Below are 13629 nucleotides of genomic sequence, written 5' to 3' on the forward strand. Positions count from 1 at the left end.
TGTAGAGGACGGCAAGCACAATTTTGAACGCTTCCAATCGGAAGGGCCAATGCCAAAGCTGAAACGCGCCGAGGGCGAAGAGCGCGCCACTGATTTTGTCGAGAGTCTCGACCGTGGCATCCGCCTGCTCGGGGTGTTCGGCACGATCGGGGCCCCGGCGACGTTGAGCGATCTGGCGCGCGCCGCCGATCTGCCGCGCGCCACCGCCCGCCGCATCCTGTTCACGCTCGAGCACGGCGGCTTCGTCACGTCAGACGGCAAACTGTTCACGCTGACGCCGCGCGTGCTGACCCTCGCAGCCTCCTATCTTCAGTCGAGCCAGGTGGTGACGGTGCTGCAACCGGTGCTCGACCGGATCGCGCTGGCCGCGCAGGAAATAAGCTCGCTCGCGGTGCTCGACGGCGACGAGGTCGTTTTCATCGCGCGCGGCAGTCCGACGCGGGTGTTCTCCGCCGGCCTCGACATCGGCTACCGCCTGCCGGCGTTCTGCACCTCGGTCGGCCGCGTCATGCTCGGCCAGTTCGACGATGGCGATCTCACGGCGCGGCTCGCCGCCATGCAGCGCGAGCCGATGACGCCGCACACGGTGACCGATCCAAAACGATTGCTCGCTTGCGTGCGCGGCGATCGCGAACAGGGCTATTCGCTGGTCGATCGCGAGGCCGAGCCGCATTTCCGTTCGATCTCGGTGCCGGTGCGCCGTTACGACGACGTGATCGTCGGCGCCATCAACATGGGCGCGCATGTTGATCGGGTCTCGACGGCCGAGATGATCGAGCGTTTTCTGCCGCTGCTGCGCGAGGGCGCGGAGTCGGTCAAGTCGATGTTGTTGTGAGTCCGTAGGGTGGGTGGAGCGAAGCGATACCCGCCAGCTATTGACGCCGCACATCAACGAAGGTGATGGGTTTCGCTGCGCTCTACCCATCCTACAGCCGCATGGCTGAATTTTTCTGCCCCATGCCATGAACGCGATCCCCTCCCGCCTGCACGAAGCTGATGCAGATGCCGCGAGAGATCGAATGAACAATCCCAATTGGGCTGTCCGTATTGTCGCCGTCCCTCCCGGCGAGGCGCCGCTATGGGTGCGTCAGAAATGGGTCGGCCTCGATTTGCCGGTCATGCGCTATGCGGCGCACCGCAAAATGCTGGCCTTCGGCGTCCTGTCCATACCGCAGTCGTGGCCAGCGCAATGGGCAGCCATTCTCCGTGGACGCGCAGAGCGAGTCGCCGGCTATGCGGTGGCGGCAGCACCCGCTATCGGCATTCTCGCCAAAGCGAGTCCGGAGGCCGCCGCATGGTGGCGCGAGAACACGCCGCATTTGATCGCGCCGAAGCGCTACCTGGTGTTTCACGAAGAAGTCTGCCGGATTGCCGACATCTGACGGGATACTAAATCCGCTTGAGCGCGGCGGCGATCATTTCGAACTTGGCGACGATCTGCGGTGTCACCAGATAGCGAAGCGTGCCCGCAACCGACAGGCTGACGACGATCGCGACGATCGTGTACTGCGCCGTCAACACCGCCAGTATCGCGCGAAGCGGGCGCGGCCGGCTCCTCGGCATCTTCGCGGCGATGCGGATGGAAGCGTCGTCTTCAAGGGTACTCATGCGATTTCATCCTGCATGGCGGCTGAGCGGATCGCATCAGTGTTCGGATCGCAGCTGATCGAGCCGCGACTGCAGTTGCCGGTTCGCCCGTTCGCTGGCGCGCAGCTTGCGCGCCCAGTTCAGCTCAACGACGCCTCCCGCCTCGCTTGCGCCTGAAAACACCAGGCCCGCGGCGAACCGATCGCGCCAGACCAGGCGCGCCAGGCAGGCGATTCCCTTGCGTTCGATTTCGAAATCCACCTCGTCGGGCACGAGGGCGGCATTCTCAAATTCGATCCTGGCCCCGAACTGGCTGAAGTTGCGCACGACGCAGGCGAGCGTCGAAGAGCGGGCGTTGAACGCGACCCTTCCGCCGTAATAGACGCGGCTTCTCGGCAGTTTGCGGCGCTCGGACATGATCTGTATTCCCTGCGTTTAACGCTTTGGTAACACTATTAGAGAGTGTGTTTCCGCAAGGAACCGTTGCGGTGGTTAACACGCGGCCGTGGTTAATGGTGGCGTTCTTTTCGCAAGCGGTGCACGAAGACGCTGCGCCCGCTCAGCCCCGCGCGAACATCCGCGCTTCATCGTGCAGCACTGGCGCCACCGCATCGACCAGCCGCGACGCGGCGTCGTTGACGTTCAGGCCCGCGGTATCCACCACGGCCGACGCGCGGGCGTAGAGCGGTTCGCGGCTGACCAGGATGGTGCGCAGTTCGGCCATCGCGGAGCGATCGTCCGCCATCGGCCGCAGGTCGCCCTGGCCGCGCACCCGCGCCATGTGTTCTTCGGGCTTCGCCTTCAGCCAGATCGTGTAGAACGACGACAAGATCAGGTCGAACGTCAGTGGTTCGGAGACGATGCCGCCGCCGGTTGCCAGCACCATCAGTTCCTTGCGCGCCAGCAATTGCCCGAGCGCGGCCTGCTCCATGCGCCGAAAGCCTTCCTGGCCGTAGAGCGCGATGATCTCGGCGACGGACAATCCGTTCTGCGCCTCGATCTCCTTGTTGAGTTCGACAAAGCTCCAGCCGATCTTCTTCGCCAGCATCTTGCCGAGCGTCGATTTGCCGGCGCCACGCAGGCCGATCAGGGCGATGCCCGAGAACGACATCTTGCGATGCGCCGCAGTACTTCCGCCCGCGAGCACATCCTTGGCCTGCGCGATCTGCGCTGATGTCGCCTTGCGCACGAGGTCGCGGATGACAGCCCAGTCGGGCACAGGTTCAGTGGAGGGAATGAGATCTTCCAGATGCGCGCCCATCGCGTTCGACACCCGGCGCAGCAGCACGATCGAGACGTTGCCCTTGCCGCTTTCGAGCTGGGCGATATAGCGTTCGGAAATGCCGGAGACCTTCGCGAGCACCTTTCGCGACATGCCGCGCAACGCCCGCATGGTGCGCACGCGCTGGCCGAGCTGCTCAAGAAAGCCGGTTTCGGGATCGCTGGTTTCGGACATTTCCCTGAGTTAGCCCTGACTGCGAATCGGCGCGGTTCGGAAACATAATGCCGATGAGGATTGACAGCAAGCGCGCCCGGTGGTCTTTATATGAATTATAATTCTTAAAATCTGGGAGAAGCGTCGTGAGCGGCACGTCCGGTTCCTACAATGCGGTGACCTGGCTGCTTGATCGCAATGTCGACGAGGGCCGCGGCGCCAAGCTCGCCTTCACCGATACGGTCTCCGAACTCACCTATGGCGATCTGCAGCGGCAAAGCCGCCGCGTCGCCAACATGCTGCGCCGGCTCGGCGTCCGCCGCGAAGAGCGCGTCGCGATGATCATGCTCGACACGGTCGATTTTCCCTGCGTGTTCCTGGGCGCGATCCGCGCCGGCATCGTGCCGGTGCCGCTCAACACGTTGCTGACGGCGGATCAATATGCCTATGTGCTGGCGGATTGCCGCGCGCGGGTGCTGTTCGTGTCCGAAGCGCTGCTGCCGGTCGTGAAAGACATCGTCGGGCGGATGCCGGACCTCGAACATGTGATCGTGTCCGGCAAGGACGCGCACGGCCACAAGAAGCTTGCCGACGAACTCGCGCGCGAAAGCGACACCTTTGCGACCGCGGCGACGCATCCCGATGAGCCCGCGTTCTGGCTCTATTCGTCGGGCTCCACCGGCATGCCCAAGGGCGTGCGCCATCTGCATTCCAATCTCGCCGCGACCGCGGAAACCTACGCCAAACAAGTGCTCGGCATTCGCGAGGACGACGTCGGCCTCTCGGCAGCAAAGCTGTTTTTTGCCTACGGCCTCGGCAACGCGCTGACCTTTCCGATGTCGGTCGGCGCGTCAACGGTGCTGAATTCCGATCGTCCGACGCCGGCGGCGATGTTCGCGCTGATGAACAAATACAACCCCAGCATCTTCTTCGGCGTGCCGACGCTGTTCGCGGCGATGCTCAACGACGAGACGCTGAAAGACACGGGAGCCGGCCAGCGGCTTCGTGTCTGCACCTCGGCGGGCGAAGCGCTGCCGGAATCGGTCGGCAATGCCTGGAAGGCGCGGTTCGGCGTCGACATTCTCGACGGCGTTGGCTCCACCGAGCTGTTGCACATCTTTCTTTCCAACGCGCCCGGCGACATCAAATACGGCTCGTCCGGCCGCCCCGTGCCGGGCTACCGGGTGCGGCTGGTCAATGAAGCCGGCGCCGACGTGCCGGACGGCGAGGTCGGCGAATTGCTGGTCGACGCGCCCTCGGCCGGCGAGGGCTACTGGAATCAGCGCAGCAAGAGCCGGCAGACGTTTGAAGGCCACTGGACTCGCACCGGCGACAAGTACATCCGTGACGCCGACGGCCGCTACACGTTCTGCGGCCGCAGCGACGACATGTTCAAGGTATCCGGCATCTGGGTGTCGCCGTTCGAAGTCGAGAGCGCGCTGATCACCCATCCCGCGGTACTGGAAGCCGCCGTTGTGCCCGAGGCCGATCCGGAAGGCCTGCTGAAGCCAAAAGCCTTCGTGGTGCTGCGCGCCGAAACCAAGACCGACGGCCTGCATGACGCGCTGAAGGAGCACGTCAAGCAGAAGATCGGGCCGTGGAAATATCCGCGCTGGATCGATGTGGTGGAAAGTTTGCCGAAGACAGCAACGGGAAAGATTCAACGGTTCAAATTGCGGGATGGCGCACCATAACCTCAACGCCGTCCCGGCCTAGTGCGCAATTGCGCACGGGCGCCGGGACCCATACGCCGCGGCAGCAATTGTTGAGCACAATGGTTGACGGCTTCTTTCAACAACAGATGACCGGGATATGGGTCCCCGCGTTCGCCGGGACGACGTGAGTGGGACGTCCGGATCACTTTCAGAAAGCGACATCATGACACTCTCCCCCACAGGCTTCCTCACCATCGGCGCGTCCGATCTCGAATACCGCATGATCGGTCCGTCACCTCAGGACGCGCCGACCATCGTGATGCTGCATGAAGGCCTCGGCTCGGCCGGCCTGTGGGGTGATTTTCCGGACAAGCTTCAGGCCGCCACCGGAGCCGGTGTCTTTGCTTACTCGCGCGCGGGCTATGGCGCGTCGACGCCGGTGAAATTGCCGCGCCCGGTCGACTACATGCACAGCGAAGCGCTCGACGTGCTGCCAAAGCTGCTCGATGCGATCGGCTTTCGCCGCGGGCTGCTCGTCGGCCATTCCGACGGCGCCTCGATCGCGGCGATCTATACGGGTGCGCATCAGGATCACCGCGTCGAAGGCGTCGTGATGATCGCGCCGCATTTCATCGTCGAGGACATCTCGGTGAGCTCGATCGCCAAGATCAAGACCGCCTATGAGACCTCGGACCTGAAGGCAAAGCTGGCGCGCTGGCACAAGGATGTCGACAACGCCTTCCATGGCTGGAACGGCGCCTGGCTCGATCCGGCCTTCCGCAACTGGGATATTTCCGAATACCTCGCCTATATCCGCGTGCCCGTGGCGATCCTGCAGGGTCTGGACGACGAGTATGGGACAATGCGCCAGATCGAGATCGCCCAGGAAGAGTGCTACTGTCCTGTCGATGTGACGGTGATTCCGGGGGCGGGACACCAGCCGCATCGGGAGGCGCCGGGGGCGACGCTGGATGCGGTCCAGGAATTCGCAAACGCGGTGTTGCGTGTCCACGGCTCGCAGGGACGGGCCGCGTAAGCTATTTTTCCGTGCACTGTTTGGGACTGTTGGTCGTCGGATCATGCCCCGATGACCACCCCGCCTCTGGCCACAGGCAATCTTCCGCTGCCGCGATGGGCCTATGTGCCGGGCGAGGCTGACGAAGCCCACGCCGACTACGAAACGCTGGCGCAGGTCACCGCATTGGTGCCGTCGCGGTTCGGCGGCCATGTGCCGGCGCGGCATCCGGCGCTACGCTATGCGCTGCGGCTCAACGACCACGGCTATTTCTGGGAGTCGCAGGAGATCCTTGAGGCGGTGTGGGCAGCCGCACCGCAAGGCGGCCGCGAGCGAATCCTGCTGCGCGCCTGCATCCAGATCGCGACCGCGAATTTGCGCCTGCGTATGCAGAAGCCGCACGCCGCCGCAAGGTTGCTTGGGGAAGCGCTCGCCGAACTCAAGGCGCTCGGCATGCGCAACGCCGGCGGCGACGGCTTCGCCGACGGTTTTCCGGTTTTGGCCCTGGCCGAACTCGTCAAGGTCAAACTAGGGCGGCCGCAGCTTGCCAAGTCCGATTGGGTGGCCTTTGGCTCTGTGAGCCGAACATGAAACAAAATGCATGTTCCGACGTTTTGGACTAGACCTGATCAAAAACATGCATTATTGTGCATGTCAGGTAAGGCTAACAAAAGCGTCAGGGTGGCCCAATGGCTGGCGAAGATCGCGTCCTCGCAGGCGGTGCAAAATACATCGATTTCCAGACTGATCCGTCGCGCTACCGGCATTGGAAGCTCGATGTAGATGGTGACGTCGCGACGCTGACCATGGATGTCGACGAGAACGCCGGCCTGTTCGAAGGCTATCAGTTAAAACTCAATTCCTACGATCTCGGCGTCGACATCGAACTCGCCGATGCCGTGCAGCGGCTGCGCTTTGAGCATCCGGAAGTAAAAGTCGTGCTGATGCGCTCGGGCAAGAACCGCGTGTTTTGCGCCGGCGCCAATATCCGCATGCTGGCGGGCGCCACCCACGCCCACAAGGTCAATTTCTGCAAATTCACCAACGAGACCCGCAACGGTCTGGAAGATTCGTCCGAGAATTCCGGCCAGCGTTTCATTACCGTCGTCAACGGCACCGCGGCCGGCGGCGGCTATGAGCTGGCGCTGGCGACCGATCACATCATGCTTGCCGACGACGGCTCAGCCGCGGTGTCGCTGCCGGAAGTGCCGCTGCTCGCGGTGTTGCCGGGCACCGGCGGTCTGACGCGCGTGGTCGACAAGCGCAAGGTGCGCCGCGATCACGCCGATTATTTCTGCACCATCGAGGAAGGCATCAAGGGCAAGCGCGCCGTGCAATGGCGCCTGGTCGACGAGATCGTGCCGAACAGCAAGCTGGAAGCCAAGGTCGCCGACCGCGCCAAGGAATTCGCCGCCGCCTCCAGGCGCAACGGCAATGGCAAGGGTCTCGCGCTGACGCCGCTCAAGCGCACCATCAATGAGGCCGGCATCCGCTATGGTTTTGTCAGCGTCGATATCGACCGCGCACAGCGCATCGCCACCATCTCGATCAAGGCGCCGGAAGAAGCCCCGCCCGCCGACATCGACGGCCTGATCGCGCAAGGCGCATCGTTCTGGCCGCTGCAGGTCGCGCGCGAGCTCGATGACGCGATCCTGCATCTGCGCATTAACGAGCTAGAGACCGCGATGCTGCTGTTCAAGTCGCATGGCGACCGCGCAGGCGTCGTCGCCTGCGACGTGTTCCTCGATGCCAACAAGGCGCATTGGCTGGTCAACGAGATCAGGCAATACTGGAAGCGGGTGCTGAAACGCATCGACGTCACCTCGCGCACGCTGGTGACGCTGGTCGAGCCCGGCTCCTGCTTCGTCGGCACGCTGGCCGAACTCGTGTTCGCCGCCGACCGCTCCTACATGCTGATCGGCCAGAAACAGGGCGACAACCGCGCCCCGCCGACCATCGAACTGACCGCGATGAATTTCGGGCCGTATCCCATGAGCCATGGCCTGACGCGGCTGCAGTCGCGCTTCCAGGCCGATCCGTCGGATCTCGAGCGCGCCGAGGCCACTATCGGTACCACGCTCGATGCGGAGGCGGCCGAAGAACTCGGCCTCGTCACCTTCGCGCTCGACGATATCGACTGGGACGACGAGGTGCGGGTGTTCCTGGAGGAACGCACCTCCTTCTCGCCCGACGGCCTTACCGGCATGGAAGCAAACTTGCGCTTCGTCGGACCCGAGACCATGGAATCGAAGATATTCTCGCGCCTCACCGCGTGGCAGAACTGGATATTCCAGCGCCCCAACGCCGTCGGCGAAAACGGCGCGCTGCGCCGCTACGGCACCGGCCAGAAGGCGCAATTCGATATGACGCGGGTTTGATTCGTGTCCCGGGCGCGATGCAGCGCGCTTGCGCTGCTTCGCAGAACCGGGACCCACACGGACCGTTACTGAAATGGTCCCGGCTCTGCGGCGCACCGCTTCGCGTCGCACCGCGTCCGGGACACGAGAGCGAGCAAGGAGCACGCGATGAACTTCATGAACGTCGATTACTCAACCAAGATTCCCAACAACGTGAATCTCAGTGAAGATCGCCAGGTGCTCAAGGCGCTCGAAGGCTGGCATCCCGGCTATATGGATTGGTGGAGCGACATGGGGCCGGAGGGCTTCCAGCAGTCGCTGGTGTACCTGCGCACCGCCTATTCGGTCGATCCGCGCGGCTGGGCCAAGTTCGATTACGTCAAGATGCCGGAATATCGCTGGGGCATTCTCCTTGCTCCCCAAGAGGAAAATCGCGTCATTCCGTTCGGCGAGAATTTTGGCAAGCCGGCCTGGCAGGAAGTCCCGGGCGAACACCGCGCCACGCTGCGCCGCCTGATCGTGATCCAGGGCGACACCGAGCCGGCCTCGGTCGAACAGCAGCGCCATCTCGGCAAGACCGCGCCCTCGCTGTACGACCTGCGCAATTTGTTCCAGGTCAATGTCGAGGAAGGTCGCCATCTCTGGGCGATGGTCTATCTCTTGCAAAAGTATTTCGGCCGCGACGGTCGCGAAGAGGCCGATGATTTGTTGCGCCGCCGCTCCGGTGACGCGGACTCGCCGCGCATGCTCGGCGCCTTCAACGAGGCGACGCCCGACTGGCTGTCGTTCTTCATGTTCACCTACTTCACGGACCGCGACGGCAAGATGCAGCTGCACTCGCTCGCGCAGTCCGGCTTCGATCCGCTGTCGCGCACCTGCCGCTTCATGCTGACCGAAGAGGCGCATCACATGTTCGTCGGCGAGACCGGCATCAGCCGCGTCGTGCAGCGCACCTGCGAGGCGATGAAGGCCGCCGGCATCACCGATCCCACCGATATCGCAAAAGTCCGCGCGCTCGGCGTGATCGATCTGCCGACCATCCAGAAGAAACTACATTTGCATTACTCGCTGTCGCTGGATCTGTTCGGCTCGGAAGTCTCGACCAACGCGGCGAATGCCTTCAACGCCGGCATCAAGGGCCGCTACAAGGAAACCCAGATCGACGACGACCATCAGCTGAAGAACGCGACCTATCCGGTGCTGAAGCTGATCGACGGCGTGATCAAGCGCGTTGACGAGCCGGCGCTGACCGCGCTCAACATGCGCCTGCGCGATGACTACACGCAGGATTGCGCTAAGGGCATGCTGCGCTGGAACAAGATCATCTCGCTCGCCGGCTACCAGTTCAAGCTGACGCTGCCCGACGTCGCATTCCATCGTCATATCGGCGAGTTCAAGGACATCAACGCGACCCCGGAGGGCGTGTTGATCGACGCCGCCACCTGGAACGCGCGCAAGAACGATTGGCTGCCGTCATCGGACGATGGCGACTTCATCGCCTCGCTGATGACGCCGGTTACGGAAGCCGGCACCTACGCCTCCTGGATTTCGCCGCCCAAGGTCGGCATCGACAACAAGCCCGGCGATTTCGAATACGTGAAAATCGAGACGTGAGGCGCTTGCTTAACCTCTCCCCGCTTGCGGGGAGAGGTCGCCGCGCTCTTGCGCGGCGGGTGAGGGGGTACAGGTCTCACTCCGCTCTGAACTCGTGGATAGAGCCCCTTACCCCAACCCTCTCCCCGCAAGAGCGGGGCGAGGGAGCGGACCACCGGTGACGCCGCTCCTACCCCGCGATCTCCAGCCCCGCATTCGCGTAGACCACGCCGCCGTCGACCGCGATGGTGTTGCCGACGACATAATCGCCGGCGCGCGAGGCGAGGTAGATGGCAATTCCCGCCATATCCTCGTCGGTTCCGATCCGCTTCGCCGGAATGCGCTTGGCGACGTCGTCGGCGTGGTCGCGTGCGGCCTTGTTCATGTCCGACTTGAAGGCGCCCGGCGCGATCGCGGTGACGTTGATATTGTCCTTGACCAGTTTGGTCGCCATGCGCCGTGTCAGATGGATCACCGCGGCCTTGCTCGCGGCGTAGGAATAGGTCTCCGTCGGGTTGACGAAGATGCCATCCACCGAAGCGATGTTGATGACCTTGGCGGGCCGTTCGTGCGAGGCCGCCGCGCGCAGCGGTTTCGCCAGCGCCTTGGTCAGGAAGAACAGCGACTTGACGTTGAGGTCCATGACCTTGTCCCAGCCGCTCTCCGGGAACTCGTCGAACTCCGCGCCCCATGCGGCGCCGGCATTGTTGACGAGGATGTCGAGCTTCGGCTCGAGCTTGATCATCTCGGCTGCCAGCCTGTCGCAACCTTCGACCGTCGAAATATCGATCGGCAGCGCGATGCACTCGCCGTCATAGGCCGCGGTGAGCTCTTTCGCGGTCGCCTCGCAGGGACCGGCCTTGCGCGCGGTGATGTAGACCTTCGCAGCTCCCTGCGCGAGAAACCCGGCCGCGATCATCTTGCCGATCCCGCGCGATCCACCCGTCACGAGCGCGACGCGGCCCTTTAGTGAAAACAGATCCTTGAACATGCGTTCCTCCTTTTGCTCTTGGCAGCGGTTTTGAGCGCGGGGGCAGGGCGAGTCAAGGAAACAACCGTCGTCCCGGCGAAGGCTCAGATGCGCAATTGCGCATCGCGGGACCCATACGCTGCGGCCCATCAGTAAGGCGATGGATAGTTGCCTTCGTAATCATGAGCGACGGTGGTTATGGGTCCCGGCCTTCGCCGGAACGACGAAATCAGCTAAGCCGCGTCGATGCGGCGGAAGCCGTTCCACATCGCGGTGGCGGCGCCGGAGGTCAGCACCGGGATGATGCGCTCGTCCTGGTAATTTCCGTTGAGCGAGACCCGCTGCAGCGCGGTCAAATGACCGGCGCTTTCCGGGAAGATCATGCCCGGCCGGGTCGTCACCGCGGTCTTGAAGCCAGCCGCCTTGGCGAGTGTGAACTCCCGCTGCCCGGCGGCGATCTTGTCGCCATAGGGATAGGCAAGATGCAGCACCGGGCGTTGCAGCGCCGCCTCGATCCGGGCGCGGCTGGTGGCGATTTCGAAACTGGCGGTCGCCTCGGTCTGCTTGGCCAGATTGCAATGCGTGATTGTATGCGCGCCGATGGTCACGAGCGGTTCGTCGGCAAACGCCTTCAACTCGTCCCAGGACATGCAGAGGTCGCGGGCGATCTTCGTCTCGTCCACATCATAGCGCGTGCATAGCGCGGAGATTTCGCGTTGCACGTCGAGCTCGCCCGGCAGGTTACGCAGCCACTCGTGCAGCCGGTCGAAGGCGAGCTGCTTGGCAACCGGCGTCGAGGCATCGAGGCGGGTAACCACGCCGCCGATCGGCACCTCGATCGAGGAAGCCTTGGCGAGCGCCAGCTCCATTGCAACCCACCACAACCGGCCGGTGCCTTCGGCGAAATCGCTGGTGACGTAGACTGTCATGGGTGCGTCGAATTCACGCATCACGGGCAACGCGAAATCGCGGTTGTCGCGATAACCGTCGTCAAAGGTGAAGCAGGCGAAGCGCCGAGCGAAATTGCCTTGGGAGAGCCGCGCATGCGCCTCGTCCATGGTAACCAGGTCGACGTTGAGGGACCGCAGATGCGCGAGCACCGCGCGCAGGAATTCCGGTTCGACCTCGAGATGATAATTGGGCTGGAATTCCACGTCGCGGCGCGGGCGCACATGGTGCAGCATGAAAATTGCGCCGATACCTGCGAAGATTGGTCGCAGCAGATAGTGCGCACCCGAGAAGTAAAGCGCCTCCAGTCCGGCGCGGATAACGGTGTTGCGGAGCGTTTTCATCAGGACTTGCCGCCTGTTTCATTACGTTTCGAACTTAGCGGCAGACCGTTGAATAAACGGTTAGCTGGGCAAATATCCGCACCCCGACGCTTCTGTGTTATTTCGGGTTTGACAGCCCCGCAAGGGTTTGTTTTCTCTCTGTTCCCGGCGCCGCCGATTTGAAGTCCCTACACGGGCTCCGCGAATTCGATTAGGGACTTCAAATCGATAAGCGGCACCGGAATTTGTTGTTTTGCTAGTGCCCCTCTTGTTGCCGAAGTTCGTATCAAGGGTGCCGCGACAGCGGACGAACTTCGGAAACGGGGGCACTAGCCCTTTAGGAACTCGAATGCACGGACTTTTCAGGTGGAGTGGCAAATGGTGGCCGGGTGTGATTCCGTTCGTCATCCTTTGGGCTCTCGCCGCCTGGACCAGCACCGCACCGCTGGAAGCAGACCTGGCGCAACGTTCTACCACGGCGCTCAAGGATACCGTCCTCGACAAAAGGCGAATAGCGGTTGCGGGCCGCGACGTGACGTTTGCGGCCGAAGCATTCTCGGAAGAGGGCCGGCTGAGCGCGGTTGCGTCGGTGGATGCGGTGCCGGGCGTGCGGCTGGTCAACGACGAAACCCGCCTCGTTCCCGAAGCCAAGCCGTTCGTGTGGTCGGCTGAACGCGACGTCGTCCGGGTGACGCTGGGCGGCAGTTCGCCGCTGCCCTCGAGCAAGAGCAAGCTCATGGAAGCCGCGCGCGCGATGCTCGGTGGCGTCGAAGTCTCCGACCGGATGAATTTGGCGCGCGGAGCGCCGCAGCGCTTCGACAATGCCGCGCTGCTGTTGCTCGACCAGATCGCTAAACTGAAGGACGGAAAGATCACGCTGTCGGACAACAAGGTCACGCTGTCAGGGATGGCGCGTGAACTTGGCGGCCGCGAAGCCATCGCCGCCGCGCTGAAAAATCTCCCGGAGGGCTATTCGGTCGCGGCCAACGACGTCAAGGCGCCGCCCTACATCTTCCAGGCCTACAAGGATCCGGTCGCGGTGACGCTGACGCTGACCGGCTATGTGCCGGACAACAACGCCCATGCTGCACTGGTGGCGGCGGCGGGCCGCAAATTCTTCAGCGAGAAAGTCGTCGACAACCTGAAGGCGAGTATCGGCGCGCCATCAGGATTTGCCGCCGCCGTCGTGCCGGCGCTCGGCGCGCTGTCGCGGCTGTCGACCGGGACGCTCGTGGTCAGCGACCGCGAGGTGAAACTGTCGGGCGATGCGCTTTACGAGGCGGCCGCGACCCAGATCCGAGCCGGCCTTGGCAAGGAGTTTCCGCAGGGCTGGCAATTCAAGCCTGAAATCTCGGTCAAACCGACCGCGGCGCCGGTCGACCCCACGGTCTGCCAGCAGCTGTTTACCGACCTGCTCGGCAAGGCCAGGATCCGGTTCGAATCGGGGAAGGCCGACATCGTGGCGGATTCCGCCGGGCTGCTCGACCGGCTGATCGAGACCGCATTGCGCTGCCCGAACGCCAATATCGAGGTCGTCGGACATACCGATTCCGACGGTGAGGAACCCGCCAATCAGGCGCTCTCGGAGAAGCGCGCCCAGGCGGTCACCGATTACCTGGTCAAGGCCGGACTGCCCGCGAACCGTTTCACGTCGGTCGGCTATGGCAGCACACAGCCGATCGCCGGCAATGATACCGACCAGGGCAAGGCGCAGAACCGCCGCATCGATTTCGTGGTGAGGTAAGG

At 63.3% G+C, this 13629-nt stretch carries 13 protein-coding genes; 8 read left to right on the forward strand and 5 right to left on the reverse strand.

Annotated elements, in window-relative coordinates; all coding sequences use genetic code 11:
• Positions 1 to 49: 49 nt before the first annotated feature.
• Together JQ597_RS24655 and JQ597_RS24660 are read left to right on the forward strand one after the other, a co-directional pair.
• Entirely contained in the window at positions 50 to 835 is a 786-nt protein-coding gene (locus JQ597_RS24655; protein WP_212267500.1) for an IclR family transcriptional regulator domain-containing protein, read from the forward strand.
• 184 nt (positions 836 to 1019) lie between these two features.
• Positions 1020 to 1382 (forward strand): hypothetical protein, encoded by a 363-nt coding sequence (locus tag JQ597_RS24660; RefSeq protein WP_212267502.1) that lies wholly within the window; start codon positions 1020 to 1022, stop codon positions 1380 to 1382.
• Between the two features lie 7 nt (positions 1383 to 1389).
• Here the strand turns inward: JQ597_RS24660 and JQ597_RS24665 are convergent, their stop codons facing one another.
• From JQ597_RS24665 to JQ597_RS24675, 3 genes are all read right to left on the reverse strand, one after another.
• Complete coding sequence (locus JQ597_RS24665) at positions 1390 to 1608, reverse strand: hypothetical protein (protein ID WP_211997965.1); 219 nt, start codon at positions 1606 to 1608, stop codon at positions 1390 to 1392.
• A gap of 36 nt (positions 1609 to 1644) precedes the next feature.
• Positions 1645 to 2004 (reverse strand): PilZ domain-containing protein, encoded by a 360-nt coding sequence (locus JQ597_RS24670; protein WP_212267504.1) that lies wholly within the window; start codon positions 2002 to 2004, stop codon positions 1645 to 1647.
• A gap of 142 nt (positions 2005 to 2146) precedes the next feature.
• Entirely contained in the window at positions 2147 to 3043 is an 897-nt protein-coding gene (locus JQ597_RS24675) for a helix-turn-helix transcriptional regulator (RefSeq protein ID WP_212033461.1), read from the reverse strand.
• 125 nt (positions 3044 to 3168) lie between these two features.
• On the opposite strand from JQ597_RS24675, the gene JQ597_RS24680 reads away from it, so the two are divergent.
• The 5 genes from JQ597_RS24680 to boxB all read left to right on the forward strand — a co-directional run bounded on the left by JQ597_RS24680 (position 3169) and on the right by boxB (position 9663).
• Positions 3169 to 4716, forward strand: a complete 1548-nt coding sequence (locus tag JQ597_RS24680; RefSeq protein ID WP_349628879.1) for a benzoate-CoA ligase family protein — start codon at positions 3169 to 3171, stop codon at positions 4714 to 4716.
• A gap of 184 nt (positions 4717 to 4900) precedes the next feature.
• Positions 4901 to 5713 (forward strand): alpha/beta fold hydrolase, encoded by an 813-nt coding sequence (locus JQ597_RS24685; protein WP_212267507.1) that lies wholly within the window; start codon positions 4901 to 4903, stop codon positions 5711 to 5713.
• Positions 5714 to 5764: 51 nt separating this feature from the next.
• The gene (locus JQ597_RS24690; protein ID WP_212267510.1) at positions 5765 to 6283 is read left to right on the forward strand and encodes a DUF309 domain-containing protein; all 519 of its coding nucleotides are present in this window, start codon (positions 5765 to 5767) and stop codon (positions 6281 to 6283) included.
• 98 nt (positions 6284 to 6381) lie between these two features.
• Complete coding sequence (gene boxC, locus JQ597_RS24695) at positions 6382 to 8070, forward strand: 2,3-epoxybenzoyl-CoA dihydrolase (protein ID WP_212267512.1); 1689 nt, start codon at positions 6382 to 6384, stop codon at positions 8068 to 8070.
• Positions 8071 to 8226: 156 nt separating this feature from the next.
• A complete protein-coding gene (gene boxB, locus JQ597_RS24700; protein ID WP_212267569.1) occupies positions 8227 to 9663 on the forward strand; it encodes a benzoyl-CoA 2,3-epoxidase subunit BoxB in 1437 nt (478 codons plus the stop codon).
• Between the two features lie 169 nt (positions 9664 to 9832).
• On the opposite strand, the gene JQ597_RS24705 is transcribed toward boxB, so the two are convergent.
• Both JQ597_RS24705 and JQ597_RS24710 read right to left on the reverse strand, forming a co-directional pair.
• Entirely contained in the window at positions 9833 to 10633 is an 801-nt protein-coding gene (locus JQ597_RS24705) for an SDR family NAD(P)-dependent oxidoreductase (RefSeq protein WP_212267515.1), read from the reverse strand.
• Positions 10634 to 10845: 212 nt separating this feature from the next.
• A complete protein-coding gene (locus tag JQ597_RS24710; RefSeq protein ID WP_212267517.1) occupies positions 10846 to 11904 on the reverse strand; it encodes a polysaccharide deacetylase family protein in 1059 nt (352 codons plus the stop codon).
• A 328-nt stretch (positions 11905 to 12232) separates the two neighbouring features.
• Here JQ597_RS24710 and JQ597_RS24715 point away from each other — a divergent pair, with 328 nt between their 5' ends.
• Positions 12233 to 13627, forward strand: coding sequence for an OmpA family protein (locus tag JQ597_RS24715; RefSeq protein WP_212267518.1), 1395 nt, complete (start codon positions 12233 to 12235; stop codon positions 13625 to 13627).
• The last annotated feature ends 2 nt before the right edge of the window (positions 13628 to 13629 follow it).

Source organism: Bradyrhizobium sp. AUGA SZCCT0177, from assembly GCF_018130125.1.
GTDB lineage: Bacteria > Pseudomonadota > Alphaproteobacteria > Rhizobiales > Xanthobacteraceae > Bradyrhizobium.

Bases quoted from the DNA above. Each gene is read 5' to 3' on its own strand.
- JQ597_RS24655 (WP_212267500.1), top strand. From the start codon at position 50: ATGCCAAAGCTGAAACGCGCCGAGGGCGAAGAGCGCGCCACTGATTTT.
- JQ597_RS24660 (WP_212267502.1), top strand. From the start codon at position 1,020: ATGAACAATCCCAATTGGGCTGTCCGTATTGTCGCCGTCCCTCCCGGC.
- JQ597_RS24665 (WP_211997965.1), bottom strand. From the start codon at position 1,608: ATGAGTACCCTTGAAGACGACGCTTCCATCCGCATCGCCGCGAAGATG.
- JQ597_RS24670 (WP_212267504.1), bottom strand. From the start codon at position 2,004: ATGTCCGAGCGCCGCAAACTGCCGAGAAGCCGCGTCTATTACGGCGGA.
- JQ597_RS24675 (WP_212033461.1), bottom strand. From the start codon at position 3,043: ATGTCCGAAACCAGCGATCCCGAAACCGGCTTTCTTGAGCAGCTCGGC.
- JQ597_RS24685 (WP_212267507.1), top strand. From the start codon at position 4,901: ATGACACTCTCCCCCACAGGCTTCCTCACCATCGGCGCGTCCGATCTC.
- JQ597_RS24690 (WP_212267510.1), top strand. From the start codon at position 5,765: ATGACCACCCCGCCTCTGGCCACAGGCAATCTTCCGCTGCCGCGATGG.
- boxC (WP_212267512.1), top strand. From the start codon at position 6,382: ATGGCTGGCGAAGATCGCGTCCTCGCAGGCGGTGCAAAATACATCGAT.
- boxB (WP_212267569.1), top strand. From the start codon at position 8,227: ATGAACGTCGATTACTCAACCAAGATTCCCAACAACGTGAATCTCAGT.
- JQ597_RS24705 (WP_212267515.1), bottom strand. From the start codon at position 10,633: ATGTTCAAGGATCTGTTTTCACTAAAGGGCCGCGTCGCGCTCGTGACG.
- JQ597_RS24710 (WP_212267517.1), bottom strand. From the start codon at position 11,904: ATGAAAACGCTCCGCAACACCGTTATCCGCGCCGGACTGGAGGCGCTT.
- JQ597_RS24715 (WP_212267518.1), top strand. From the start codon at position 12,233: ATGCACGGACTTTTCAGGTGGAGTGGCAAATGGTGGCCGGGTGTGATT.